Origin of the sequence: Sinorhizobium sojae CCBAU 05684 (assembly GCF_002288525.1) — a bacterium.
Lineage (GTDB): Bacteria > Pseudomonadota > Alphaproteobacteria > Rhizobiales > Rhizobiaceae > Sinorhizobium > Sinorhizobium sojae.
This window is the reverse complement of the sequence record NZ_CP023069.1, coordinates 271,577-297,457: the sequence shown is the minus strand read 5'-3', so window position 1 is coordinate 297,457 and position 25,881 is coordinate 271,577. Positions and strand designations below refer to the sequence as shown.

The following is a 25,881-nucleotide window of genomic DNA, read 5'->3' as shown; positions in this document are numbered from 1 at the left end:
TCCTGATTCTAAGAAAAGAACCCGAGACTGCGGACACGGAGATGCCTCAATTGAGTTGCTCACTTTGGAGTTGAGCTGTATCAAACGGGTGCCCTCGACAAAGGCCATATTCGATATAGCAGATCCCAGTAAATCATTAGGTGAAACGATCCTTCACCAGGAGTAAGTGTGTTGAGTATTGCCCCTGAGAAGAAAAGAGCCAAAGCGAACGCTGTGGATATTTACGTCGGCCGTCGAATTCGCCAGAGGCGACGATGGCAGAATATGCCCCAAGCGGCCCTCGGAGAAGCTATCGGGGTGACGTTTCAGCAGGTGCAAAAATATGAAAAGGGCTCGAACCGCGTGGGTGCGGGCCGACTTCAGCAGATATCTGATGCACTGGAAGTGCACCCTTCTTATTTTTTTGAGGACATGCCTGACGACACTCAGTCGATAGGGCAGGGCGCCCCTAATCAGGCCTATATCCCGCCCGAAGTGATTGAGTTCGCTGCAAGCGACGAAGGGGTCGAGCTCATCCGGGCGTTCTCCCGTGTCGGCAATCCCAATGTGCGCTGTCGAATCGTGAAGCTGCTCAAGTCTCTCGGCGAACACGACTGGTAAGCATGAATTCGCCCATTTCTGAGTCGAACGCGGCTACGCTCTCGGAATGAAATCAACCGTAAGTGACATCGCCATGGGACGCTTGCATTGACTCTGTAGCTCGTTAAGTTCAAATCATACAAGTGAGCTAGGGGAGGAAATCACAGTGGCTGACGAGAGTAACACAGGACCAGTGGCCGCGGCTGAGGCGGTTGCCGAAACGAAAGCACCAGCTGGCAAAAGGAAGAGTTCGTCGCGGCGTCAAAGAACGGCTGCCGGGACAAGTTGCGGAATCAAAGACGACTGCTAAGCCTAAGAGATATAGCGAGACAGAAAGAGCTGACAAGCTCAATCTGATCGAGGCCGAAGTGGCTCAAGGCAATAGCACCCTAAAGGACGCGATCAAGAGCGCCGGCATATCGGAGCAGACCTACTACGTGTGGAAGAAATCTGCTAAGCCTGCCGATCGAAAACCTGAGGCGTCTGTGGTGGCCGGCGATGACCTTGCCGATCTCATTCAACTCGAAAAGGAAAACTTGAGGCTTCGCAACCTTTTGTCGGACAAACTGCGTGCGGAAAACGCCGAACTGCGCAAGAGACTTGGGCTGGATTAGCTCAAGAGTAGCCTCTCAAGGCTGTGGTAAGGCGCCCTGCCGGCTTCCGAAAGGGACGGCGTGCCTAGCCTTACGGCCACTTGCGTCGAGTCCGAAATGGCGGTATTTGGCCGAATGGTAAAGGAATGTCGTGGCGCGTTTTGGCGCTGATGAGTCGTGGATTGCTTGCGAGATACATATGAAAACACCACCACGGAGGTTTATTGTCGAATTCAAGCAAGTACGGCGGCGATCAAAGGAACGAACGAATTCAGTCTGGGGAAACACGGACCTTAAGGCTTTGACCCGCGAAGTGGAAGAGATGGCTCCGCATTTGTTCAACTTAACGGAAGAGCCAGTATCCCCTAACGTAGCCTACGGTCCGCCGGCCAGCCCGAATGCAGAGTTTCTCATTGCAGACAAAGAGAATATCGGGCTTGGGCCAGAAGCCGTGACACCGGCCCAAGGTTCGGAAAACGCGTTCTCGGGGCTGCATAATTCAAGTCATTCCGCAGTCGACGCTACTGACAAGTTGCAGGAGACGCCACCGGTCTCCCACACCCGAACAAACTCCAAACAGCGCATTTCGCGAAAGCTACCCGAGCGGTTGTCATTGGACGGGCGTGAGAATGTAGAACGCCCGATTTCTCGCGATGAATTGGCCACTCTCGAAGCAGAAAACAAGCGCCTCAAAAGGCTGCTCGCTGAACGGATCCTTACCCAAAACTTGCAACTCAAGAAGATGCTTGATCGGTTTAACCTCAATTGACGATGTCGCATCCGCGCGAAAGTCTTAGGAATCTCTTGGGGGCCGAACGGAGTCTCGCGTTTCAGCAATCGCTGATAGCTCTTCAATCCCACCTCAATGACACAGTTCAGGACCTTCCTCCATGTATCTATGCATAGCACGCCGACCGATTCAAACAAACCTGAGCCTACGGCAGAATTAATGGTTTTTTAATAGACTTGGTAGCTGCGGATTAAAATTATGTTTTGACATATCCTCGATCGGTGTTAATTCACTAAATGAAAAGTGTCGTCGCAGATAAATACTTTGACGAAATTCCAGCTTGGGTTGTGATTCTTCCCTGTTGCTTTGAGCCGTCAGCCAGCTCGGCGCCTTGGCGGCGACTTCCCATCACGACTTGAGCCTTGATGTTGCGGCGGAGCCTGGCTCCTGTGCAATGACCGTCCAGTTTCAAGAGGCAAGTGAGTTCAGCGGCATTTTCTCGCATGTTTCCTCCTGAAACGTCGTTTTGGGATATGTTGCTAAGATCCGATAGGAGAAGAAGATGACAGAAACCACGCTCGGTGCGAGCAACGAACTCTTGGCAGAACTGACGGCAGAAATCGTAGCCGCCTATGTCAGCACCCACGTGGTTCCGGGTGCCGAGCTTCCGACGCTTATCGCTGACGTTCATTCAGCGCTCAACAATGCCACTGCTCCCGCGCCGGTGATTGCTCCCATTGAGAAGCCGAAGCCAGCGGTCTCGATCCGCAAGTCTGTGCAAAACGATCAGATCACCTGCCTCGAATGCGGCGGCGCCTTCAAGTCGCTGAAGCGCCACTTGATGACCCACCACAATCTGTCGCCGGAAGATTATCGCGAAAAGTGGGACCTACCCGCGGACCTACCCGATGGTCGCGCCCGCTTATGCGGAAGCCCGCTCGCGTTTGGCCAAGGAGATAGGCCTCGGCGAGCGCCGCAAGCGTCGTGGTAAGTAGAACGTTATCGCCGGCGGCGATCGCTGCCAGCTACGCGCCACGCCTTTAATTTGCGCGAAATGCTATGCAGAATGCGGTGTTTCGGCCGCATCTTCCAGATGCACGGCGTGATTGACGAATGTTGAGCCCGAACGAAAGCTTGGACATATGTAGATTTCACAGCTTACGCTTAAATCCAGCGATGACGAGACGGTGCGCCGCTTCAAGGTTTTCATTAATCTTGTCGTTGGCGAATCCGCCAAGTTCAACCGTCTCGATCCGGAGGTCCATCTTCGAGATATCCTCACGCGCATCGCCGGCCATCCGATCAACAGGCTTGACGAATGGTTACCGCGGAGCATGCGGCATCAGGGTCGACCATGGCCGGGCCTGCCAACACGACACTCATGCGCAGCGCGCCTGCGGCCTTCCTCGGTGGCGGCGTCATCGGCCCGCCTCCGAAGAGCTGGTCAGCTTGACGACATCGACGAACTTGCGTCGCGCGTGAGCAAGGCAGAACGCAAGCCGCATGGGGGCGACATTGCTCTCGTCCATCACGCGCGCCGACGCGGGCGCTTGCACAATGACGCTTTCGCAGGCCCGGCATGCATAGCGCGGCCGGATCGTCTGCTTTACCCGGACAACCGCCGGCACGATGTCGAGTGCCTCACTGACGTCCGTGCCGACGCAATGAAGCTCGAACGAGCAGCACGGGCAAATCTTGCTCTCCGGCTCGATAAGCTCTTCATACCGTGGGAGGTGCCTGGGTAAACGGCCGATGTTGCGCGACGGTGACCGTCGCTCCTGTTTTGGCCCTTCAGCCACGGGTGCAACATCGTCATTGGCCGCCTCGGGAATGTCGCTGAGATCGCCAAGGTCAAGCGTCGCCTGCGTCGGGTCGATCGCCGTCATCTTCTTCGATTTCGGCCCAAAGAGCTGCTGCTCCAGGAAGGCAACGCGCGCCTTGAGGTCGGCATTCTCTGCATCGAGCGAGAGAATGATCCGGCTCAATTGCGCGGCATCCTGAGGTAAAGAGTCGGGTCGAAGCGGCATAGCAGACCCTAGCACATGATCCTGAATCTTCAAGCAAATCCAATAGGATCAGCCCGCTTTCGTTGGCCGCTTTACGACGTTTCGCTTGACCCGAGTCCAGTCGATACCGGCCAGCAAAAAATTTGTTCGGCCTTGAAATGTACGTTCGTCTAACGTACATTTGGCTTAAACGACATGAAGGAGCCGGTCATGCGAGCAATCAAGGACGTCACGATTGACATCGATGAGCCGAACACCGTTCGAATGAACTTCCGTACGAAGGAGCGCGTGAAGAGGACGATCCAGCGTGCCGCGGCACTTTCCGGCCTCGACGATTCTGCGTTCACGATCAACGCTGCCTACCAGTCTGCCATTGCCACGATCGCGGCGCATGAGGCGACCTTGTTGCAGACAACGGACTACCAGGCGTTTTTCGACGCTTTGGATAATCCGTCCAAACCGACCGATCGGCTGAGAGACGCGTTCAAGCGTTATAGCGAGACCGTAGTCTCTAAGTAATGGCAAATACCGGCGCCGCAAAACGCATAGTCGAGCCGCTCGATCCCAACCGGTATGATCGGGCGGCTTTTTTTTGTGGAATCATCCAGGTCGACAACTTCTTCAAGAAGACGGCGAACAAGCTATCGAAAGCAGACAACCTTCGTGTCTATGTGATGACCGAAGACGATGGCACAACGGTTATAGGGTTCTACGCCATCAACAGCCACTCGATCAGCTATGCTGATCTGCCGGAACGCTTTTCCCGCACCCGGCCGGGACACGGCTCGATACCGGCCGCCTATATCTCCATGATCGGTCGCGATCTGCGATATAGGGGTGGCGGTTACGGCGGCGATCTGCTTACCGATTGCCTGCAAAGGATCGCCGGAATTGCTGACCAGATTGGGATCGCCGTCGTTCTTCTCGATGTCCTTGTTTGCGGTGACGAAGAAAAGACGAGCCGGCGTGTCGCGCTTTACAGCGAATATGGCTTTCAACCTTTGCCGTCAATGCCGCTTCGGATGTTCCTGCCGATCGCGACGATCAGGAGCCTAATGGGCTAACGCGCATTCGGTGCGCGATGCACGCATTTAAACGAAATGTGCCACACCTGCATGACGGCGGTTTAAGTGCAAAAAGCAACAGGAACAAAACCGCTCTGCTGTTCCATAAGATAGATTATGCGATCTTGATATGTAGCGGGGTGGGTTCAAGGATGAAGTGCGACTTGCGATAGATACCAATGGGTTATCACTCGCAAGGAATGCTCATGAGACGCACCTACTCCCAGATCGATATGGATGAACGTCGCAGGATCGCTCGCTGGCGAGCGGCCGGCCTCAGCGCCACGGTCATCGCCGAGAAGCTCGGACGGCATCGTTCGACGATTTTCCGCGAGCTCAAGCGCAATGCGTTTGAGGATGCGCAGATGCCGGATCTCAGCGGCTACTATTGCGTGACCGCCAACGAGATGGCACGTGAACGCAGAGCCAAGCTGCGCAAGCTCGCCCGCTTCGTCCATGTGCGCCAATCGGTGGTCGAGCGCATCATGCATGGCTGGTCGCCACAGCAGATCGCCGGCCGCATGCGGCTGGAGCGCCATCCGATTTGCGTCAGTTATGAGACGATCTACAAGTTCGCCTATTCCGCAGACGGCCAGGCCATCAAGCTGTGGCGGCACCTGCCGGAGCGTCGTGCGAGACGCAGACCGCGGCATGCCCGACGGCGTCACGGTCGCCGCTTCAGCCCGGAACTCAACATTCTTCACCGTCCTGATACTGTCGCCGAACGCAAACAGTTCGGGCATTGGGAGTGCGATCTCATTCAGTTTCGCAAGAAGTTCGGCAAGGCCAACGTGACGTCACTGGTGGAGCGGGTCAGCCGCTTTGCTGTCTTCCTGCGCAACAACGACCGGCAATCCAAGCCGATCATGGACGGGCTGATTGAGGTGCTCCAACCCCTGCCCCACGCTGCTCGACGCTCGATCACCTTCGACCGTGGCACTGAGTTCAGCGAATGGCCCTATCTGCAGGCTGGCATCGGAACGCAGACATGGTTCTGTGACCCGCAGTCGCCCTGGCAGAAAGGCACGGTCGAGAACACCAATGGCCGGGTTCGCAAATGGCTTTCGAGAGAGGTCGATCCCCTGTCGATCAGCGACGGCGAGCTCAGGGACATCTGCGACCGGCTCAACTCGACACCGCGGAAATGCTTAGGCTACCGAACGCCCGCGGAAGTCTTCCGCAAGAAACTGCTCGCGCAAATACGACGTGTCGGGTAGCGTCACACGCGCAAGTCGCAGTTCGGCATGAATTCACACGGCAGTTTAGAGATGCGACATATAGGCCAGTTAGAGATGCGACAGTCGTCGCCTCTTGGGATGCTGGTCAAACGTCAGCGTTTGGAAGGAAGACTGGCGACGTGAAGTGTGGCTGAGCCCAACAGCGTTCGGAGTCGTCATGTCTTGTTTGATCGTCATGTCGCAGAAAGAATTGCATCGCCTTGAACTCATTCAGCGGATTCGCGGTGGCAGCCTGAGTGTCGTCGAGGCGGCCGAGTTGCTTCGTCTTAGCCGCAGTCAGGTCCACCGGCTATTGCAGGCCTATGACCTGGCCGGCGCCGACGGACTGGTCTCGAAGAAGCGCGGCCGTCCGAGCAACCGACGTCACAGCGAGGATTTCCGCAACCTGGTGCTCGACCTAGTGCGTGAGCATTATGTCGATTTCGGTCCGACCTTGGCGGCCGAGAAGTTGATCGAACGCCACCGGATAGCCGTCAGCAAGGAGACGCTGCGCCAATGGATGATGGAAGCCGGCATCTGGGTGTCGCGCCGCGAACGCAAGAAGCGGGTTTTCCAACCGCGCGGCCGACGCGATTGTTTCGGCGAACTGGTCCAGATCGATGGCTCGCATCATTGGTGGTTCGAGAGCCGCGGTCCCAAATGCGCCCTACTCGTCTACATTGACGATGCCACCGGCAAGCTGTTGCATTTGCGCTTTGCGACTTCAGAGAACACCTTCGACTATCTGCATGCGACGAAGGCCTATTTGCAGCAATGGGGCAAGCCGATTGCGTTTTACAGCGACAAGCATGGCGTTTTCCGCAGCACGGCGCTTTATGAGCTGAACATGACATCATCTGCGCCAACACCCCGCAGGCCAAGGGGCGCGTCGAGCGCGCCAACCAGACGCTGCAGGATCGGCTCGTCAAGGAACTGCGGCTGCGCGGCATCGACACGATCGCGGCGGCGAACGCCTATGCGCCAGAGTTCATGGCCGACTTCAATCGTCGCTTTGGCAAGGCGGCGCGTAATCCGAAGGACATGCATCGGCCGTTTGCCGCGCATGAGAACCTCGATGGTGCGATGTGCCGCAAGGAGGTTCGGAAGCTGTCGAATTCGTTGACGCTGCGCTATGACAAGGTGATGTTCATTCTCGATCCGACAGATCGCGCAGCGGCGCTGGCCGGCAAGAAGGTTGTCGTTTGCGACTATCCCGACGGACGCCTGGAGATCACAGACGGGGAAGCCACCCTGCCCTACAGGACGTTCGACACGTTACGGTCCGTGCATCGCCCTGAGGTGGTCGAGAACAAACGGCTGGATGACATGCTTTCGATCGTCGCTGAGCTGCAGGCGGGGCGCCAACAGCAGCGCAGCAAAGGCGGACCGCGCCGCACCGGCCAGACGGATCATATGTTCGGCATTCGCGATGGCAGCCAAGGGAATGGCTACCAGAAGCGTGGCACCAAGCCTGGCAGAAAGACCGATTTTACCCAGGATCCCGTGGTTATCGCAAAGCGGCAGCAAGCCCTTGCGCAGCTGAAGGCGGCGGAGTGATCGGGCGGTCAAAGCTAAAGTTTATTTTGCCGCTGGAGCCATCCGCCGCCGACCGGGCTGCGCAACCCTGACCAGCTCCACCCGGACGGCGGCTTGCGTCTTCGTACTTTGCAAATATAGCAACTTGCAAACTAAGTAATAATGATTAGGATGATGTCGCGTTTCTAAGTTGATTACTTTGTCTCATCTTTAATTAGCTGTGACATGATATGTAGCCGCAAAGTTAAAGTGTCCTGTTCCTGCAAAGTAAGAATGTCACTCTCCCCGCGTTTTGATGACGTGGGAGATTGCGGATGGGATTGATTGCGATGAGCGAGCGCGACCTGCAGCGGATTGAGGTTTTGTCGAAGGTGATCGACGGCCGCATGACGATGGTGTCGGCGGCGCATGTCCTGGGCTTAAGCACGCGCCAGGTGCGTCGGCTGCTGGATCGGATCAGCGCTGGCGGTGCGGCGTCGATCCGCCACAAGGCGATCGGTCGCCCATCGAACAATCGGATTTGCGACGGCGTGCGCGATTATGCCATGGCGATCGTGCGCGAGCGCTATGCGGATTTCGGTCCGACGCTGGCGGCTGAGAAGCTAGCGGAGCTTGATGGCCTGACGGTGTCGCGCGAGACCTTGCGCCAATGGATGGCGGACGCCGGTCTGTGGCTGTCGCGCAAGCAGCGGCGGACGTTTCATCAGCCGCGGTTGCGGCGCGAGGCCTGTGGTGAACTGGTGCAGATCGACGGTTCCGAGCATCCCTGGTTCGAAGATCGCGGTGATCCCTGTTCGCTGCTGGTGTTCATCGATGATGCGACCGGCAAGCTGATGCAGTTGCGGTTCGTACGATCGGAAAGCGCGTTTACGTATTTCGAGGCGCTGCAGCTCTATCTGAAGGCGCATGGTGCTCCGGTCGCCTTCTATTCCGATAAGCATTCGGTGTTCCGGGTGGCGAAGAAGGATGCCAAGGGCGGTCAGTGCGCGCTTCGCAAAAGCTGGACATTGATTCCGCTAAATCCCGGACGGCGCTTTCACTAAAGTGGAGTGCACCCCCAGACTGAGACAAGGAAAATCGCGGACAGTTTCCCGTGTTCAGCTATGCCGCCTTTTCCATCCGTCGTCCACCTGAATGCTTCTGTTCGTATTCCTCCGGCGTGAGATAGTCGAGCGCCGAGTGCAGGCGCTGCGTGTTGTAAACGGTATCGATGAAAGCGCCGATGCGCCGGCGAGCATCGTCTGCATCCCTATAGGCGAGACCTTGCACCTCTTCCTGCTTCAGGGTCTTCATGAAGCTCTCCGCTTTCGCGTTGTCATAAGGATTTCCGACACGGCTCATGCTCGCCTGGATGCCGTGAAGATGCAGAAGTTCGGAGTAGGCTCCGCACGCGTATTGAACGCCGCGATCGGAATGATGCACGAGGCTCCCGGCCACGGGCTGGCGATCGGTGATAGCCATCTCGAGAGCTTCGATCGCAAGGCTTGCTCGGAGATGCGTATCCAATGCCCATCCGACCACCCGGCGGCTAAACGCGTCAAGCACAACGGCAAGGAATGCAAACTCCTCAGCGAGATGAAGGAAGGTGATATCGGCAACCCATAGCTGGTTGACCCCATTGAGGATCATGCCCCTGGCGAGGTTCGGCACGACTTGCCAACCATGCCTCGAGTTGGTCGTTGTAGGAACAAAGGGTCTTGCGCGCAGGCACAACAGATTGTCTTCACGCATGATGCGTAGAATGCACTTGTGGTTGACTTGCCACCCCTCCCGACGCAACAGGGCTCCGATCCGGCGGTAACCGTAGTGCGCGTTGCCGAGAGCCATCTTTTGAATGAGGTCTCGCAAACCTGTTTCGGCCCGACGAGGGGCCGAATCCAGCCAGTGACGGTAATAACTCGCGCGGCTGACGCCCGCGAGCCAGCACATTCGGTCGATGTTGAATTCGCCTTGCGACAGGCCGGTTGTCATCTTTTCGATGACTTTGAAGATCCCGTTTCGCCAGGAGCGCTGCTCCGACGCTGATCTTCCTCGAAGTGCCGCAAGGCTTCGCGAAAAAAATCGAGATCGAGCTGCTGTTGCCCGACTTTCTGCTCCAATTCCCTGATCCGGCGCCTGGCCTTGGTCAGTGCCTTTTCCTGAGGCGCTGGCTGTTCGACGGCGCTCTGCAGCTGCAAGTCCCCGTCAACTCCTGCTGTCGATCTGGCCGGCCGCCCGCGCCGACGTGACTTCAGATTACCATGAAGCCTCAGCTGATCACGCCACTCGTAAAGACGTTGGCGACTGATGCCAACCTCATCTGCCAACTTGCTGACGGTTTCACCCGCCTCCATGCGCTGGAGAAGCTCCAGTTTTTGGTCCTCATCAATAATACCAACGAGCGGTGATCATGACCGATGCGCCCATTCGCGGAGTCCGATGGACATGATCTTCCACGGCTGGTCGACGAGCTTGTTCCACGCGGCGCAGCAATGGGCGACGATGTCGTCGTAGTCTTTGAAGATGCGGTTCGAGAGCCAGTTGTCGCGCAGGAACTGCCAGACGTTTTCCACGGGGTTCAGTTCCGGCGAACGAGGCGGCAGGAACATCAGGGTGATGTTGTCCGGCACTTTGAGCTTCGGCGTGACGTGCCATCCGGCCTGATCGAGGATGAGCACGGCATGCGCTCCCTCATCGACGGCCTGGCTGATCTCGGCGAGATGCTGCTGCATGGCTTCGGTATCACAATAGGGCAGGACAAGGCCCGCACCCTTTCCCTTCCGCGGGCAGACGGCCCCGAAGATGTAGGCCCACATGGTGCGCTGATCCAAGGGTGCGGAGGGTCTGGTTCCGCGACGCGCCCACCGCCGCGTGATCTTGTTCTTCTGGCCTATGCGCGCTTCGTCGGCCCACCAGAGCTCGAGGTCGGTGCCGCGCGGGAGCCGGCCTCGGATTTCCGCCAGAGCGGCGGGGAAGTCTTTTTAAAAGCTTCTGCCTCCAGCTCGTTCTGGGCGTAGTGGCGCGGGCGGGCCGACAGCTTGGCGAAGCCGAGCGCCTTCAACTCACGGCCGACAGTCGTCTCGTCCATCGCGATGCGGAATTCCTGGAATATCCACTGCACCAGGTCCTTGCGCCGCCAGCGGACGACACCGTGGATCGCAGGGATCGGGCCGCTTTCGACGATCTTCGCCAGCGCATGGCGCTGAGCGACGTTCAGCTTCGCTCGGCCGCCGGGTGCTTTGCCGTTCACCAGCCCGTCGGGGCCGCGCGCATTGAACCGCAGCACCCAGTCACGGACGATCTGCAGCGTCACGCTGCCGATCCGTGCCGCATCCGAGCGCGAGCCGCCGTCATAAATCTCGGCGAGCGCCAGCAACCGCCGCGCCTGGTTGGCATCCTTCGTTTGCCGTGCGAGCTGTCGAAGAGCACGCCCATCGAAATCATCACGCAACAAAATTGCTGAACCCATCGCAAACCTCCCGTTTGCTGCATGGATTCAGATTCGAAGCCCCGTGGGAATCCCTGAGAGTCGGAAACGGCGCTCGTTGGTATAACTCTTTGCCGTCCGGCCATGCCCCAGTTTCCTCTCCTTGCGGGGAAACTGTCCGCGATTTTCCTTGTCTCAGTCTGGGGTGCACTCCAACTGTGTCCGGAGATTACCGGAAACCCTGTCCGGACTTTGCCGAAACCCGCAGGTCAGGGCATGACCCAGTTCTGGCGGGCGCTTTGCGAGCTAAACATCGAGATTCTTTGCGCAAACTCCAGTCAGGCCAAAGGTCGCGTCGAGCGGATGAACCGGACGCTACAGGACCGTTTGATCAAGGATCTGCGGCTGGAGGGCATCTGCGGTATGGATGACGGCAACGCTTTCCTGCCTCGGTTCATGGAGCGCTATAACCGGCAGTTTGCCATTGCCCCTGCCCGATCTGATGATCTGCATCGGCCGCTGAATCTTGCACCGGATCGGCTGCGGGACGTCCTGTGCAAACGGGAGCAGCGTTATGTCGGCGCCCAACTGACGTTCTCCTACGAGCGCCAGCGCATCATGTTCGAGGAGACCGAGGTGACGCGCGGACTGGTCGGGCGCTATGTCGAGACCTACGCCTATGCCGACGGCCGGCTCGATGTGCGCTGGAAGGGGCATTCCCTGCCCTACCGGGTGTTCGACAAGGACCAGCGGGTGACGCATGCGGCGATCATCGAGAACAAGCGGCTTTCCGATGTGCTGGCCTATATCAAGGAGCGGCAGGATCAGTTGCCGTCGCCGAAGGTCAAGACCAACAGCGAGAAGATTGGCTACAAACCGCGGGGCCGCAAGCCGGGCAAGCGGACGGAATTTCGTGAACGATCCAGCGGTCATTGCTCGGCGGCGACAGGCGCTTTCCCAGCAAGGTGCGGTGGAGCAAGGGCAACCCTACCCGGCACAGTTCAATGGAGAGTGAGTTCGGATTGCATGTCGGAGTCCAGCTTTAAACAGGCAGCCCACAACGGTGTCTTGTGGTAGGTTCCATGCTGCCAAATAGTCAGCCCCTCGCGATCTTCGTGCAGCTATCCCAACCAGCACAGCGGGCGAATGATATCGTAGCGGAACGCCGACCGTTCCGCCCAGGCTTCGACAGTCATTTCTGCTGGCTCGGGGTACGATTCGCTCGGGTATAGCTCGTTCGCCAGGTCGTCCAACGAACAGCCCGTTTCTGCTTTGATATTGATAAGATTGAGAAAGACGTGCCACCAACGCATCCGATTACGGACAGCCTCCTGCGTCTGCCCGTAGTGGATATAAGCATAAAGATAATCCGTCGCGATCAGATCGAAGAAGGCCTGCGGTCTCGCCAGAAAGTCTCGGCCGCGTTGGGTTGGTACCAGTACGTCCTTGCGCCGCCGAAGAAGCCGCAAGTACTTGAGCATGTCACGGACGACCAAAAGCGGCGGCATATCGGCTTCGTTGAGAACCTTGTTGATGCTGTATAAGTCGTCCGACGTGTAGCCGGGCCAATCGAAGTGAACAGCGGCCCAGTGGACGAACTTGCGGTTCATCGCCCCCGACGCGGTCAGACCGATCCCTCCCTGGGTCTCTGCGTAGGAAACCGTCATGGCCATGCCGCGAAGCAGTGGCGACAAAGCGGCGACATCGACGTCACCCATCAGCCTGATTTCCGGAAGCATCGCGAGATCCTGGCCCTGCACATTCAGCTGCCAGCAACATCTACCAGGAACGCATTAATTGAAACTGAGAAAGCTAAAGCCGAAGGGGTGCCCTACGCCCGCCCCCTCCCTTCCCTTGCAACCCGGCCCAGCCGGTCCGGTCGGGGGCTTGCCTCAGCGCAAGTGGAGATGTCGGGTGTCGCATTTCTAAATGGCTGAAGACGTATCCAAAGTGACATTTCTACTTTGCGCCGGAACGGACATTTCAACCTGGCCGCCACATTTGAGCACAGAACGAGAACACCTGCCGCGCGATAGAAAAACCGCGTTTGGCTGTGGCCAGATCTGAAGCCGGCGAATGATAGTCGGGACATCAAGCAGTCTTTTGAAGCATCTCAAAAAGTGGAGTTCCACCTCGGTCGAAATGCTCTCGGCTCTCCCAAACGCGCCAACGGTTGATTGGGGCTGGGTCCCGGCCTAGCTCGCCATCTTCAAGATTGGCGAGGCTGTAGTAGTAAGTGTTATATCTTCCTCTGCCTTGCGGAGGGCGAAAAGCCATGACAAGGCCGGATTTCGCCAGAAACAAGCGGGCGCTTTCGTGCGTATAATGGTGACGACACGCTGTTTCGCTTCCGTGCTCCTCCTCTAGCACCCAATCGTGTCCGTACGACAAGCACGCATCATCCAAGGATGTCGCGTGCCACGTCATGGTCTCGGTGAAATCTTCGGACGGCAAAACACCGAAAAGACCTTCATCATCATTTAACCGCTTGAGGAAGAGGACGATGGCGGCGCTGCTTCCAAACGACATCCTCAACAACTCGCCGGGCTCGAGGTCCGCCATCCTCATTACGGCCAACTGACTTTTCCTATGCATCACGCTTAACCTTTGCCCTAAAGTCTCTGATGTTGGTGAACGTATCTTCGGCGTGGATGGCCTTTTCCATCTCTTCCCGCAGATCCGAATCCGCATTGATCATGTTCAGGAAATCGCAAATCAGGTTCTTGGCGAGCAGCCCCGTTCGGCCCGACATTTGGCCATCCAGATAGATTGCGCAGGCCATTTCGAGATCGTTGGCGAGCTCTTTAAACTCGCTCTCCCACGCAGCTAGGTCGTCGTTTGTTTTGGCTTGGTGCAGTCGATCAACTCTCTGCATGATACTGGCACGCATCTCTCCTATGGCGCCAGCAGACACAGCCAATCGATCGTTCTTCATTTGTCGTCCCACAAACAAAAGGCCGACGAGAGCGATCGGAAACCCAAAAACTGTAACGAGGTTAGACAAGAGCGAGAGATTTGCTGGCTCAAAAAGCCAGTCAAGCGCAGCCTTCATTTTCCGCTGCCAGGCTTGGGCTTTCCGATCTTGTCGGGCACGTAGTTGGTCGTGAATGACTTCTGAGTTTTAACGGACCCGATGCTTGATTCGCCAAATCGACCAGGACGTGGTGCTGGAATAGACGCGGGCTTTGGTGGTTTCTTGTCGGTCATATCGAATTCCAATTATTTATCTGCTGTAGCTAAAGAACGGCGAGCCGTAGCCCGCCGCCTTTTCACTCGTCACTTCGTCTTGGTGGGATCCGTAATACCAACGAGCGCCGTTTCCGACTCTCAGGGATTCCCACGGGGCTTCGAATCTGAATCCATGCAGCAAACGGGAGGTTTGCGATGGGTTCAGCAATTTTGTTGCGTGATGATTTCGATGGGCGTGCTCTTCGACAGCTCGCACGGCAAACGAAGGATGCCAACCAGGCGCGGCGGTTGCTGGCGCTCGCCGAGATTTATGACGGCGGCTCGCGCTCGGATGCGGCACGGATCGGCAGCGTGACGCTGCAGATCGTCCGTGACTGGGTGCTGCGGTTCAATGCGCGCGGCCCCGACGGGCTGGTGAACGGCAAAGCACCCGGCGGCCGAGCGAAGCTGAACGTCGCTCAGCGCCATGCGCTGGCGAAGATCGTCGAAAGCGGCCCGATCCCTGCGATCCACGGTGTCGTCCGCTGGCGGCGCAAGGACCTGGTGCGGTGGATATTCCAGGAATTCCGCATCGCGATGGACGAGACGACTGTCGGCCGTGAGTTGAAGGCGCTCGGCTTCGCCAAGCTGTCGGCCCGCCCGCGCCACTACGCCCAGAACGAGCTGGAGGCAGAAGCTTTTAAAAAGACTTCCCCGCCGCTCTGGCGGAAATCCGAGGCCGGCTCCCGCGCGGCACCGACCTCGAGCTCTGGTGGGCCGACGAAGCGCGCATAGGCCAGAAGAACAAGATCACGCGGCGGTGGGCGCGTCGCGGAACCAGACCCTCCGCACCCTTGGATCAGCGCACCATGTGGGCCTACATCTTCGGGGCCGTCTGCCCGCGGAAGGGAAAGGGTGCGGGCCTTGTCCTGCCCTATTGTGATACCGAAGCCATGCAGCAGCATCTCGCCGAGATCAGCCAGGCCGTCGATGAGGGAGCGCATGCCGTGCTCATCCTCGATCAGGCCGGATGGCACGTCACGCCGAAGCTCAAAGTGCCGGACAACATCACCCTGATGTTCCTGCCGCCTCGTTCGCCGGAACTGAACCCCGTGGAAAACGTCTGGCAGTTCCTGCGCGACAACTGGCTCTCGAACCGCATCTTCAAAGACTACGACGACATCGTCGCCCATTGCTGCGCCGCGTGGAACAAGCTCGTCGACCAGCCGTGGAAGATCATGTCCATCGGACTCCGCGAATGGGCGCATCGGTCATGATCACCGCTCGTTGGTATAAGCCGGTATGTTGATCCCGGCTTAGGAGTCGGCGGAAGAGGTTCGCCGCGGGTAACGGTTCTTTACGGGCCCTTGCCGCCGCGCGGACCTGTGATTTCATACTGGCCAGATCTGGGAGCAATCTGGCCAGGCTTAAAGGTTGGCGTCTTCGCCATCGTTTTAGTCTCCCTGGTCTTGCCAAAGAAGCCCCTGGGACCTATGACGGCGTTGTCTAGACTACCGCTGCAGCATCACTGTTCGTCTACGGAGACCAGTATAACCGCAGCCCAAACAAACAAAGGCACGCCCGAATCACTCGGCGCGTGCCTTTTTATTGCGCCACTGCCCCATTCTTAGCAAGTTCAATTAAGAGTTTTACCCCCAAGCTTTCACCTGAAAAATGCGAAGGAAGTATATTTCGAGTATACCATATGCTGATATCTTTATATGAGTATACGGATCTAAAGAAGAGATGCCTGATTGCTAAATCGCGTGAGTCTGACGCCACATGTAGTAGGTGAGATCGGTACAACCCGGCATATTCGGCCAACAGCAACGCACACGGCTGAACGCACGGCTTTGTTGAGGCGCTTATAGGTGGCCCCGTCCGCGTCGTTGCGTCGTTGCTCTATCGGGATGATGAGACTGCCGATCTCACCTGCCAATCAGCAGACCGGCGGTTAGCATCGAGATAAGTGCCGGCGCTTGGCACACATTTCCGCCCGATCCAGCGCGCGTGTTACACAGCTACTGGTAGAGTGCTTCTATGAGCGGTTAATCTGAGGACGAGCGAAATAGTCGCCTGCTACCAACGACGCTCAACCCACCAGTTGTCTCGAAGAGTAAGGGGGTCAAGTTGCGGGACGCGATGGGTTGCGACATGCGGAACGAGATATTAAACTCCGAGTATGTGAAAACTAGCGCGGTCGGAGCAATTCGGTGTGACCGAGGTACGAATTGCCAGGCTCTTTTCCGATCTCAGATCCGGCACCTCGAAACTGCTCATATAGGTCGGCCTTCATCGACCCATGTGCGCATGGCTTCGACCATTTGAACCGTTGGATAAGCTTTGATGTCGTCCTCTGACGCGCCCGTGGCGAGTTCACGCTCCCAGTACCATTCCTGAAACGCGGTGTAATGCCCTAAAATACGAGCGGGGCCGACGGGCTCAGCGCCCGCCTGTCTCACGACCAATTGCGAACATGACGAACTGCTGTGATGTGATCTCCGTCATGGGCGTGAATATCCCAACCGGATATATCAGATAGGCTCTTCTGGTAATCGTAACGCGCCTGCTCAAGGATCAAAATCGCCTTCCGGGAGGACTGGCCATTTCCGAATCGGTGTGCCCCGTGGTCTATGCCAAGCTCAAAAGGCATGTTCAGCCGGGCATATTCGTCTGCTGCAGCCGACTTGCATCGGCTCAAATCATGAATCCCGAATCTAGATCCGCGGATCAGTTCGATAATCCGATCCAATCGATTCGCGGCGTTGTCCGCATTCTCAGGAGCGAGCCGAGGAAAGAACCCTAGTGGTGAAAATCCAACGCTTGGTACCCGAGGCGAATACAACTCACGCCCCCTTTTCTACCCTTCCCGCCGAAGAGTCCGAAGGGGAAGTCGTGACCCATCCAGTCATTCGTTCGACCAGTCACTCAGCCTCTGGAATCCGCCTGCAAATATGTTCCCGTTACGAACTCGTGCGGTCAGCGCCGAGCTTTCAATCCAGGCCTGGATTTCGGTTGTCAGCGGGCCGAGAAAGATGACTTCCGCCAATGTCGCCGCCGCATGCAACGCGGTCATTTCGGGCCAGCTCATGGCGATGTCGTGGTGCCCGATCCAAGCGTCAGGATTTTTGTAGTCGATGACGCCGCGCGCTGTCCTCTCCGATGCGTTCACGAAGAACCTGTAGGACAGGACTCCCGGATGACCTTCGGCTTCGACCCGCCTTGCCAGCGCGCCTACCGCAATCTCGAAGTCTTCCGGCGTCTTCTTCAGCTCGTATAGATTCAGGACGGTGAGGCGGTTGTCGATCATGATTGAACCTCGGTCCGAAACAGCATCTCTTTGCATAACCCGCCCCAGCACTCCCCAGGTCGGCACGGGACCAATGTAGCAGGCACCCCATACCATCGACAGGCCGTTTCCTCGCAGTCATCGAAGTCAGCATAGTACGCTGGTTGCTCGTTCTAATGGCGAACGCGAACGGAAAATCCTACCCAGAGCGGTCTTCCACGACGGGTATCAACCGTCAGGTTTTCACCACTAGGTCCGTGACGCAGAATGCAATAGCTTGCAGCAACGGGGCGAAGTCTTCATCGAAAGGACAGTTGATGAAGACAGACCGCTCAAACGAAGGCGGCTCACTCATCCTTTGGGCGGAATCGGATCGTTGCCATACGAGTTGCGCTCGCGAATACGCCCATCTCGACCATGAATATAGAGTTCAGTCTTCTGCGCAATCTTAGTGGCGGCGGCAATCGCTTCAGCCTGGGTTTGGTGAGTGCTTGTAGCTCGCGCAGAACCCGCCTTCTTAACGCTCCAACCATCCGCGCTTGGAACGACGTGCTGCCCCTTCTTCGACATGCTCAAGGTACCTCCTGAACGAGATATAATCGCTTTTCGGGTATTCCGCTAGCTTGCAAACGCTGGCTTGGTGCGGACACTGAGATCCAAAGGTCGGCTGCAGACAGAAGCGCTGTTGCGACGCATTTAAACCGATGCTCGCGTCCATCTAATGCATGTGAGTCACAGAGCTCTTTTGCAACGTTGAGATGTGTTTCGGCATGCAAATTTGGCTCTGACTCACTTTTGATGAAATCAAGTGCTGGCTGATGTTGGTTTCACATAAGGAATCAGCACCATGGGTTATTCGCTGCGACCGTCGACGCTCCTCGCGGCTTTGTAGTCGACAATACAGCCGTTGATGACGAGGTTATGTTGATCGCGGTTCGGCCGGCGAGTAGAACAAGCCTTTGCCCGATCTGCGGAACAAGGTCGGAGCGAATCCACAGTCGATATCAACGACGCTTGGCTGACCTGCCCTTGGTGGGAAAGCCCGTTCGGCTTGTCATTGAAGCGCGACGGTTCCACTGCGACGCAGTGTTGTGCGGCCGGCGAATCTTCGCCGAGCGCTTCGACGGGGACGTTCTCGCGCCTTCAGCGCGGCGAACTGCGAGGCTCGACCACATCGTCCATCATCTCGGGCTTGCACTGGGTGGCAGGCCAGCGGCCGCCTTTGCCAAGCGGCTGATGTTGCCGGTAAGCAATGATACGCTGCTGCGCGTCGTGCGGCGGCGCGGCAGTCCGCGCTTTGTCCCGCCGATCGTGATCGGGATCGATGATTGGGCGTGGCGACGTAACCAACGCTATGGGACCATCATTTGCGATCTGGAACGGCGCAAAACCATTGCTCTCCTGCCAGATCGGGAGCCGTCGACGGCCCAGGCTTGGCTCTCGGACCAACCTCAGATCAGCATCGTCGCCCGCGACCGCGGCGGTGGTTACGCGACGGCTGCAGCCAAGGCATTGCCACAGGCGACCCAGGTCGCTGACCGCTGGCACTTGATGGAGAATGCCAGCCGGGCATTCGTCGATGCGGTGCGCAAATCCATGCGCCAGATCCGAACCGCGATCGGAGCCGCCACGATCAATCCCGAGCTGCTGACTGCCGCCGAGCGCATCCAGTACGAGGGATATCTTCGCCGCGAAGACACCAACGCCGCCATTCTCGACCTGGCCAAGTCGGGAGCCGCAATCAAGGAGATTATGCGCCGGACCGGATACAGTCGCGGCCTGGTCCGACGCGTGCTGCGTGGTCAACGTTCGGATGTCTTCCGCGTCCGCGAGAACTCGCTCGAACTCTATCTGCCATGGCTTGACGCTCAGTGGTCGGCCGGACACCGGAATGGAACGGAGCTATGGCGGCAACTCAAGAGCCAAGGGTTCCGTGGCTGCCTTCGAGTTGTCACCGAGTGGGCCACACGCCGTCGAAAAGCAGAAAAGGTCGATGACGGTGCCTTGAGCCGAGCGCCCTCGGCCAGGACCATTGCGCGTCTTATGACCATCGGTCGCGACGACCTCTCCAAATCTGAGACCGTGACGGTCGCGGCGATAGAGAGCGGTGTACCGTTGCTCGTCGAGGCGCGGGAAGCCATCGCCGCCTTCCAGGCGATGATCCGCAAGAAATCCCTCGCTGATCTCGATCCATGGTTGGAGAAAACCCGAACGGGTTTAGTAGCCTCCTTCGCCAACGGCATCGTCAAAGACCGCGCAGCCGTCAGCGCCGCGCTAACTTCGCCGTGGTCGAACGGCCAGACGGAGGGGCAAATCACCAAGCTCAAGCTCGTGAAGCGTCAGATGTATGGTCGCGGAAAGATTGACCTCCTCCAAGCCCGCGTCATTGGCGCGGGATAAAATCCGTCACCACCAAAACTGCGTCAGAGCCAATTTTGCACGCCGATTGACAAGCGCTCGACGCCAACTGTGCTAAGAACCGTCTTCCGCCACTTCCTGCTTTTGGACGGGTTCGGCAAGTGGGTAGCTTCCGTTAGTTCGACATTTTGTTCGGCCAGAGCCTTGCGAAAGGCTTTGGCCATGAATTTCGAGCGTGCGAAAACACTAATGGTTCTTTCCCTTTCTGGGGCGTAATGGAGGTCAGTGCTCGCGTTTCTGACGAGCCGCCCACAAGGGTCAAGCCATGAATTTGTGCATTCACCATTCCGGAGCGAGCGGCGGGCTTGATGGGCCGACTCGGATGGTAGCCAATTGCCGTTGAGGTCAACGAGGCACAGTCCGCTGTCGCGCCCAAAAAGAAGCGAAACTGTGATAGAAGTGTTCGTCAGGCCGGAGCAAAGGCCAACGAAGGGCAGCGCAGCAATGCTGAAAACCGATACCCGCCAAGCGAATTGGCGCCGTGCCAATCCAGGGAAGTATGATGCTCATCTCGCTGTGCAGCGCGCAGTGAATGCAGGCGAACTGGAGAAGCAAACGTGCGAAGTCTGCGGGATCGAAGCAGTCGATGCCCATCACGACCAATATGACGAGCCTTTGAAGGTACGGTGGTTATGCCGGCGGCATCACACACGACTTCACCACTACGGCGAAGACATGTTTCCGATCAGGGATGCATTTTAGTTGCCCTTTGGACTTGCCAGGCGGCAGACCTCGGGCTCCGTGGCTATCTCTGGGAGGTTTCGGTGTGACGGAGCATATGCTGCTTTCCAGGCAGCCCCGGTCGTCTATCGCGGGGCGACGCAGATGCTCGAGTGCCGCGGTATGAGGCGACACAAAAAAATTTGGTGGGCCCGGCAGGACTCGAACCTGCAACCAATCGGTTATGAGCCGACGGCTCTAACCATTGAGCTACAGGCCCCTCCTCCAGACGGCTTACGGCAGCAGTGAGAGATTTGCAATATTTCAATCTACTCCCGACCGACGTTTGCGCTTGGGCGCTGCGGTCTGCAGCGCGACATATGTGGAACGACCCGCTTGGCAAGGGCATTTTTCAGCGATTCATCCCGCGGGAACGGTGCGGTCATATGTCCGGCCTATCAGCGCGGTTCTGTGGACCGCTGGCCTCGATGAAGTCCGCGAAACGAGTGACTGATCAACCAAACGCGCTCGAAGCGCAATGGCGCGCTGGCCTCTCTCGCCTCGGGATTTCGTCCCGTTGTGGAATCATCGCTTGTTTGTGCACCTTGCCACTGGCGGCTACCGTGCCGCGCAGTTCGTGATGTTCGTTGTCAGCTTATGAGCTGGCCGCACTGCTCTCGAGACCGCGATATGTTCCGCCCTTGGTCAGGAGCGCCCAGATGATCCGCGCCATTTTGTTGGCGAGCGCGATCGCAACGACCTTGAAAGGCCGTCGCGCTAACAGTGCGACTAGCCACATTCAAGAACTCGTCTCGCAGCCGCCCATTGAAGCTTTCGATGAAGGCGTTCTGGATCGGCTTGCCAGGCGCGATGTAGTGCCAATCCACCTTGCCCCGGTCCGTCCATTGCAGGATCGCGTTGCTGGTGAATTCGCTGCCGTTGTCGCTGACGATCATCCTGGGCTTGCCGCGTGCCTGGATGATCCGGTCCAGCTCACGGGCAACCCGCAGGCCGGACAGCGAAGTATCGGCGATGAGGCCCAAGCATTCTCTGGTGCAATCGTCGACGACCGTCAGAATCCGGAACCTGCGTCCATCGGTGAGTTGATCCGACACGAAGTCCAGCGACCAACGATCATTGGCAGTCATCGGGATCAGCATCGGCGCTCGGGTGCCAATCGCTCGCTTACGGCCGCCGCGCTTGCGCACCGTCAGCTTCTCCTCCCGATAGAGCCGGAAGAGCTTTTTGTGGTTCACTAGGTGTCCCTCACGTCTGAGCAGCACATGAATGCGTCGATAGCCGAAGCGGCGGCGTTCATGTGCCAGCGCCTTCATTCGCTCGCGAAGGCCATGATCGTCGCTGCGCCTGGTTTCATAACGGATCGTCATTCGGCAAAAGCCGATGGCTTTACACGCCCGCCGTTCGCTCATCCCATGTTGGCTCATCAGATGCGCGACAGCACTCCGCTTGGCTGCGGGCGTCACCACTTCTTTCCCAAAAGGTCTTTCAGAGCAGCATTGTCGAGCATCGCATCCGCCAGAAGCCGCTTCAGCTTCGCGTTCTCGTCCTCCAGCGTCTTCAGCCGCTTGGCTTCGGACACGTCCATGCCGCCGAATTTGGCCTTCCATTTATAGATGCTCGCATCGCTGACGCCGTGCTTGCGGCAAAGCTCCGAGACCGGCGTGCCCGCCTCGTGCTCCTTCAGAATCCCGATGATCTGTTCGTCTGTGAAACGGTTGCGCTTCATTCTCTGGTCCTCTCAATGGGCCAGAGCTTACTTCAAAATGGATTATTTCAACGGGGCAAGGTCAACCACGTTAGCACGTTGATGCTGTGGTAGCGGGTCGTTCCACCTCATCAACCAAGATGAGACAGTCAGGCACCATGACGCTATGTCATCAATGCGGCTGGTGGCAAAGGCCGTGGCGGCTGCAGCGCGACGCGCTGTTCATTGACAGATCCGCATAGCGCACGATTGGGATGCGGCGCAGGAGACTTCCCGCTCGATCAGATTCCGAGCGAAGTTGGTATTACGGTAGCAAGCGCCATGCCTAACTATCGGCAGGTGGTCAGGCGGGCTTCACGCCGAAGCTTGCCGCCACTCTCAGTCCCCACACCGGGCATATCCGCCGTTTGGGAAAATATGCACTCGACATGGACGACCAGCCAGCGCCGCTCGTGCCAAAATGATTGCCGTTCGAATTGCCCGCGTGAATTTTACCCAAATGGGCGATATCCATTACTGCCAGGCCTTGCTAGTGGATGGAATCTAACACTTGGTGCCCCCGTTTGACGGCAGCGATGATTTTGTCGGGATCGGCGGTCCAGGTGAAGGGCTTGGGTTGTTGGTTGTGCTCTGTAAGGAAGCGGTTGATGGCGGCCTGGAGGTCAACGACCGAATGAAAGACGCCGCGCTTGAGGCGACGCTTCGACAGTTTGGCGAAGAAGCCCTCGACGGCGTTGAGCCACGAGCAGGACGTCGGCGTGAAGTGGAAGGTAAAGCGCTGATGGCGGTCGAGCCAGGCGCGCACCTTGGGATGCTTGTGGGCGGCATAGTTGTCGAGGATGACGTGGATCGCCTTGTCGGCCGGCACTTGGGCGTTGATGGCGTTGAGAAAACGGATGAACTCCTGATGCCTGTGACGCTGCATGTTCCTGCCGATGACGGTGCCGTCGAGCACGTTGAGGGCGGCAAACAACGTGGTCGTGCCATGCCGCTTGTAGTCGTGGGTCATGGTGCCGAGCCGGCCCTTCTTCAGGGGCAGGCCGGGCTGGGTGCGGTCGAGCGCCTGGATCTGGCTCTTCTCGTCGACCGACAGCACGATGGCATGGGCCGGCGGGTCGACGTAGAGGCCGACAACGTCTTTGAGCTTGGCGACGAACTGCGGGTCGTTGGAGAGCTTGAAGGCCCGCCAGCGGTGGGGCTGGAGACCGTGCGCCTTCCAGATGCGGCGCACCGCGCTGGCGCTGACGCCCACCTCGGCCGCCATCATGTCGGCAGTCCAGTGCGTCGTCTCGCCCGGCGGGTCGGCAAGCGAAAGCGCCACCACCTGCTCGCCGATCTCCGGCCCGAGCGGCGCAATGCGCGAGGGGCGCGTCTTGTCGCGCAAGAGACCCTCGAAGCCTTCCGTGGCGAAGCGCTCCTGCCAGCGCCACACGCAGGTCTTCGACTTGCCGGTCTGTCGCATGATCTCGACGGTGCCGACGCCATCGGCACTCAGCAGGATGATCTCGGCGCGCCAGACGTGCTTCTGCGGCGCATTGCGATCACTGATGAGGGCTCTCAGGCGTTGGCGATCGGTCGGCGAAACGGTGAAGGCTCTTCCTGTGCGCATGCGCCACACTCGCATACGCACTCGCCAAAGGGAATCCCATACAGACTCTTATGTTAGGCGGATACCACTAGCCATGATAGTCATAAGAGCTTTGTTACCGCTACAATCGCATTAATTCGGTCGCGAACGTAACCGCAATTGTTCGAGCAATAACGTTAATTGGTTTTCGAGTTCTCGAAGAGAACGTTCCGTTGCTATAAAGTGAACCTCGGCGCCCGCTACGGTTGAAATTGATAACATTCCCGAATTGGAGCCATCGGCGGCCAGACCAGCTCTGACGCTGAATCCGGCTGCAGCAAAGGGCTTGAACTTTCTTTCCTCCTTCCCCGTTCTCGTAGCGATTTGATGTTGGAGCTGTCCGCATGCGGCCATGAACGAAGCAGCTATTCTGCTGCCCATTTCTGGACCGAATGCTACTGTGGTTGTTTCCCCTTGATCAGCAATCAAACTGACAAATGCTAGTTGATCATCCGCGGTCGTTCCTATTCCGTTTACGTCTGTTATCAATATTGCGTCGATCTCGACCATCTTACCTCTTCCCAGAAGCCACGCTACCCGATAAAATACCTTCGAGTCAGATGTACTTAGCGCCGACCAGCCCATTGTTGGTTTTGGGGCCGAATTGGAGTTGCGCCTGATACGACAGGAAGCCGTCGCTTTTACACACGCCTGACTTCGTCAGGCACCATGGCACTCAGCCAACTCGATCCATTAGTTCCGATTGAATGGTCATTGCGGTATACAGCGAAGCATCCAAAGGCAAATCTCCAAACGCGACCTGACAAAGGAGATAGTTAGCACCTGCTTCGTCGACTTGATCAAGCAGAGCCCGTCGCACGACAGGCGCCGTTCCTACGACGCACAATTCACTTTCGATTGCTGCATCGAAGGTCAGAGGCAGATTTGGCGGAACTGGAATTGCATGGAGGTCGTACAGGAATTTGAAGTTATTCAGCCATCGTTCGAAGGCAGGAGCCGCAAGCGAGTATGCATGTTCTGCAGATTGCCCGACGACAATCATGCGGAGCAGTCCGAGAAATGACGCGTTGCAGTTCGCGCCAGAACTGAGTCCTTCCTCGGAACGGAAGGCATCAGTAATCCTGCGAACAAGCGAGGCGGGTCCCACACATGCGACATTTGCGCCGTTTGTAGCGGCCCAGCGTGCAGACTCAGGTCGGTTGGTGGCGATCCAAGTCGGCGGGTGCGGGCGTTGATGAGGCCTCAGGATCAAGGGGACATTGTTTAGTTCAAAGTGGTCGCCGCGGTAGGAAAGATTGCCGCCCCTCATCGCCTCCATCAGGATTTCGCTGGCTTCGAAATAGCGTCCAGCCACCGCGTCCGGATCGATCCCGAAGTAACCTAGCTCGATCGGAAGAGAGCCGCGCCCTATGCCCAACTCGGCCCTACCGCCGCTCAAATGGTCAAGCATGCAGATCTCCTCAAACGCACGCAGCGGATGAGAAAGGCTAAGCAGCATGACAAGCGGGCCAAGACGAAGTTGACGGGTGCGCTGCGCGACGCTCGATAGGAACAGATTCGGCGATGGGCTTCTCCCATGCGGCGAAAAATGGTGCTCCGCTAGGTGGTAAGCGTAAAAGCCGAGACGATCACATGCTTCCGTTAGCGTGAGGCGGTCTGCGTATTGCCGTGCCATGGCGTTACCGTCCTCGTCCAAATGGTCGAATATGCCGAAAGCTAGCTTTGAAGGAAGGATTTTTCTCATTTAACGTCTCACTTTACCCTGGTAGCCCCGGACTTCAATTCGAGCGAAATGAGACCTGGGGGCTTTATTTGGCCGAACATCGCTATTCACGGTGAGCCTGCCCTTGCAACGGTGGCGGAAGCCAAATCGTTAAGCCGCCGACGGCACACATCCCTGC

At 57.7% G+C, this 25,881-nt stretch carries 19 protein-coding genes, 1 tRNA gene and 8 pseudogenes; 13 read left to right on the top strand and 15 right to left on the bottom strand.

Features of this window, described 5'->3' with window-relative positions; translation table 11 throughout:
* Positions 1 to 168 precede the first annotated feature (168 nt).
* From SJ05684_RS28765 to SJ05684_RS28745, 4 genes and pseudogenes are all read left to right on the top strand, one after another.
* The gene (locus SJ05684_RS28765) at positions 169 to 600 is read left to right on the top strand and encodes a helix-turn-helix domain-containing protein (protein WP_015633385.1); all 432 of its coding nucleotides are present in this window, start codon (positions 169 to 171) and stop codon (positions 598 to 600) included.
* A 145-nt stretch (positions 601 to 745) separates the two neighbouring features.
* Positions 746 to 1,193, top strand: a pseudogene (locus tag SJ05684_RS28760) (transposase).
* A gap of 178 nt (positions 1,194 to 1,371) precedes the next feature.
* Positions 1,372 to 1,941, top strand: a complete 570-nt coding sequence (locus tag SJ05684_RS28755) for a hypothetical protein (protein ID WP_064240030.1) — start codon at positions 1,372 to 1,374, stop codon at positions 1,939 to 1,941.
* Positions 1,942 to 2,464: 523 nt separating this feature from the next.
* Positions 2,465 to 2,897: pseudogene (locus SJ05684_RS28745) on the top strand (Ros/MucR family transcriptional regulator).
* A 528-nt stretch (positions 2,898 to 3,425) separates the two neighbouring features.
* Here SJ05684_RS28745 and SJ05684_RS28735 read toward each other — a convergent pair.
* Together SJ05684_RS28735 and SJ05684_RS29925 are read right to left on the bottom strand one after the other, a co-directional pair.
* Positions 3,426 to 3,929, bottom strand: a pseudogene (locus SJ05684_RS28735) (IS66 family transposase zinc-finger binding domain-containing protein); the annotation flags it as partial.
* Positions 3,930 to 3,977: 48 nt separating this feature from the next.
* Positions 3,978 to 4,052: pseudogene (locus tag SJ05684_RS29925) on the bottom strand (IS66 family insertion sequence element accessory protein TnpB); the annotation flags it as partial.
* A gap of 66 nt (positions 4,053 to 4,118) precedes the next feature.
* On the opposite strand from SJ05684_RS29925, the gene SJ05684_RS28730 reads away from it, so the two are divergent.
* From SJ05684_RS28730 to SJ05684_RS28710, 5 genes and pseudogenes are all read left to right on the top strand, one after another.
* Positions 4,119 to 4,427 carry a type II toxin-antitoxin system TacA family antitoxin gene (locus SJ05684_RS28730; RefSeq protein ID WP_014857612.1) on the top strand — a complete coding sequence of 103 codons (309 nt, stop codon included), beginning with the start codon at positions 4,119 to 4,121 and terminating at the stop codon, positions 4,425 to 4,427.
* Positions 4,427 to 4,972: a hypothetical protein gene (locus tag SJ05684_RS28725; RefSeq protein WP_014857613.1), complete on the top strand. Its 546-nt coding sequence runs from the start codon at positions 4,427 to 4,429 to the stop codon at positions 4,970 to 4,972. Before SJ05684_RS28730 ends, SJ05684_RS28725 begins: the two co-directional genes overlap by 1 nt.
* A 206-nt stretch (positions 4,973 to 5,178) precedes the next feature.
* Positions 5,179 to 6,189 carry an IS30 family transposase gene (locus SJ05684_RS28720; protein WP_014857614.1) on the top strand — a complete coding sequence of 337 codons (1,011 nt, stop codon included), beginning with the start codon at positions 5,179 to 5,181 and terminating at the stop codon, positions 6,187 to 6,189.
* A 178-nt stretch (positions 6,190 to 6,367) separates the two neighbouring features.
* Positions 6,368 to 7,746: pseudogene (locus SJ05684_RS28715) on the top strand (ISNCY family transposase).
* Positions 7,747 to 8,039: 293 nt separating this feature from the next.
* Positions 8,040 to 8,747, top strand: a pseudogene (locus SJ05684_RS28710) (ISNCY family transposase); the annotation flags it as partial.
* Between the two features lie 79 nt (positions 8,748 to 8,826).
* Here the strand turns inward: SJ05684_RS28710 and SJ05684_RS28705 are convergent.
* From SJ05684_RS28705 to SJ05684_RS28695, 3 genes are all read right to left on the bottom strand, one after another.
* Positions 8,827 to 9,696 carry an IS3 family transposase gene (locus SJ05684_RS28705; RefSeq protein ID WP_015633379.1) on the bottom strand — a complete coding sequence of 290 codons (870 nt, stop codon included), beginning with the start codon at positions 9,694 to 9,696 and terminating at the stop codon, positions 8,827 to 8,829.
* Positions 9,693 to 10,094, bottom strand: a complete 402-nt coding sequence (locus SJ05684_RS28700; protein WP_274532338.1) for a helix-turn-helix domain-containing protein — start codon at positions 10,092 to 10,094, stop codon at positions 9,693 to 9,695. Before SJ05684_RS28700 ends, SJ05684_RS28705 begins: the two co-directional genes overlap by 4 nt.
* Before the next feature lie 18 nt (positions 10,095 to 10,112).
* A protein-coding gene (locus tag SJ05684_RS28695; protein WP_085939171.1) for an IS630 family transposase occupies positions 10,113 to 11,173 on the bottom strand; the annotation gives its coding sequence in 2 pieces (ribosomal slippage) (positions 10,113 to 10,681 and positions 10,681 to 11,173; 1,062 coding nt in all).
* Positions 11,174 to 11,398: 225 nt separating this feature from the next.
* Between SJ05684_RS28695 and SJ05684_RS28690 the strand changes: the two are divergent.
* Positions 11,399 to 12,146, top strand: a pseudogene (locus SJ05684_RS28690) (transposase family protein); the annotation flags it as partial.
* On the opposite strand, the pseudogene SJ05684_RS28685 reads toward SJ05684_RS28690, so the two are convergent.
* The 3 genes and pseudogenes from SJ05684_RS28685 to SJ05684_RS28675 form a co-directional block, all read right to left on the bottom strand.
* Positions 12,133 to 12,870, bottom strand: a pseudogene (locus SJ05684_RS28685) (hypothetical protein). The pseudogenes SJ05684_RS28690 and SJ05684_RS28685 overlap by 14 nt on opposite strands.
* 352 nt (positions 12,871 to 13,222) lie before the next feature.
* Positions 13,223 to 13,693 carry a hypothetical protein gene (locus SJ05684_RS28680; protein ID WP_015633375.1) on the bottom strand — a complete coding sequence of 157 codons (471 nt, stop codon included), beginning with the start codon at positions 13,691 to 13,693 and terminating at the stop codon, positions 13,223 to 13,225.
* A 25-nt stretch (positions 13,694 to 13,718) separates the two neighbouring features.
* A complete protein-coding gene (locus tag SJ05684_RS28675) occupies positions 13,719 to 14,183 on the bottom strand; it encodes a hypothetical protein (protein WP_048655401.1) in 465 nt (154 codons plus the stop codon).
* A 332-nt stretch (positions 14,184 to 14,515) separates the two neighbouring features.
* Between SJ05684_RS28675 and SJ05684_RS28670 the strand changes: the two genes are divergently transcribed.
* Positions 14,516 to 15,576 (top strand): IS630 family transposase gene (locus SJ05684_RS28670; RefSeq protein ID WP_086018031.1). Its coding sequence is split into 2 segments (ribosomal slippage): positions 14,516 to 15,008 and positions 15,008 to 15,576, totalling 1,062 coding nucleotides; the frame shifts between segments, so codons are not numbered across the junction.
* 1,631 nt (positions 15,577 to 17,207) lie between these two features.
* On the opposite strand, the gene SJ05684_RS30180 is transcribed toward SJ05684_RS28670, so the two are convergent.
* Together SJ05684_RS30180 and SJ05684_RS28640 are read right to left on the bottom strand one after the other, a co-directional pair.
* Positions 17,208 to 17,705, bottom strand: coding sequence for a hypothetical protein (locus SJ05684_RS30180; RefSeq protein WP_015633433.1), 498 nt, complete (start codon positions 17,703 to 17,705; stop codon positions 17,208 to 17,210).
* A gap of 234 nt (positions 17,706 to 17,939) precedes the next feature.
* Positions 17,940 to 18,158: a DUF2188 domain-containing protein gene (locus SJ05684_RS28640; RefSeq protein WP_080577876.1), complete on the bottom strand. Its 219-nt coding sequence runs from the start codon at positions 18,156 to 18,158 to the stop codon at positions 17,940 to 17,942.
* Between the two features lie 261 nt (positions 18,159 to 18,419).
* Here SJ05684_RS28640 and SJ05684_RS28630 point away from each other — a divergent pair, with 261 nt between their 5' ends.
* On the top strand, positions 18,420 to 19,988 hold the full coding sequence (locus SJ05684_RS28630; RefSeq protein ID WP_048655403.1) for an ISL3 family transposase: 1,569 nt from the start codon (positions 18,420 to 18,422) through the stop codon (positions 19,986 to 19,988).
* A gap of 462 nt (positions 19,989 to 20,450) precedes the next feature.
* Positions 20,451 to 20,708 carry a hypothetical protein gene (locus SJ05684_RS28620; protein WP_014857619.1) on the top strand — a complete coding sequence of 86 codons (258 nt, stop codon included), beginning with the start codon at positions 20,451 to 20,453 and terminating at the stop codon, positions 20,706 to 20,708.
* 162 nt (positions 20,709 to 20,870) lie between these two features.
* Here SJ05684_RS28620 and SJ05684_RS28615 read toward each other — a convergent pair.
* From SJ05684_RS28615 to SJ05684_RS28590, 5 genes are all read right to left on the bottom strand, one after another.
* Positions 20,871 to 20,946: transfer RNA gene (locus SJ05684_RS28615), tRNA-Ile, on the bottom strand.
* 370 nt (positions 20,947 to 21,316) lie between these two features.
* Positions 21,317 to 22,413, bottom strand: a protein-coding gene (locus tag SJ05684_RS28605) for an IS3 family transposase (protein ID WP_369983262.1) whose coding sequence is annotated in 2 segments (ribosomal slippage) — positions 21,317 to 22,152 and positions 22,152 to 22,413 — 1,098 coding nt in all. Because the reading frame shifts where the segments join, the coding sequence is not laid out codon by codon here.
* A gap of 508 nt (positions 22,414 to 22,921) precedes the next feature.
* Positions 22,922 to 24,001 (bottom strand): IS630 family transposase, encoded by a 1,080-nt coding sequence (locus tag SJ05684_RS28600; protein WP_041415762.1) that lies wholly within the window; start codon positions 23,999 to 24,001, stop codon positions 22,922 to 22,924.
* Between the two features lie 111 nt (positions 24,002 to 24,112).
* Positions 24,113 to 24,529, bottom strand: coding sequence for a hypothetical protein (locus SJ05684_RS28595; protein ID WP_223843489.1), 417 nt, complete (start codon positions 24,527 to 24,529; stop codon positions 24,113 to 24,115).
* A gap of 166 nt (positions 24,530 to 24,695) precedes the next feature.
* Positions 24,696 to 25,724 (bottom strand): LLM class flavin-dependent oxidoreductase, encoded by a 1,029-nt coding sequence (locus SJ05684_RS28590; protein WP_014857626.1) that lies wholly within the window; start codon positions 25,722 to 25,724, stop codon positions 24,696 to 24,698.
* Positions 25,725 to 25,881 lie beyond the last annotated feature (157 nt).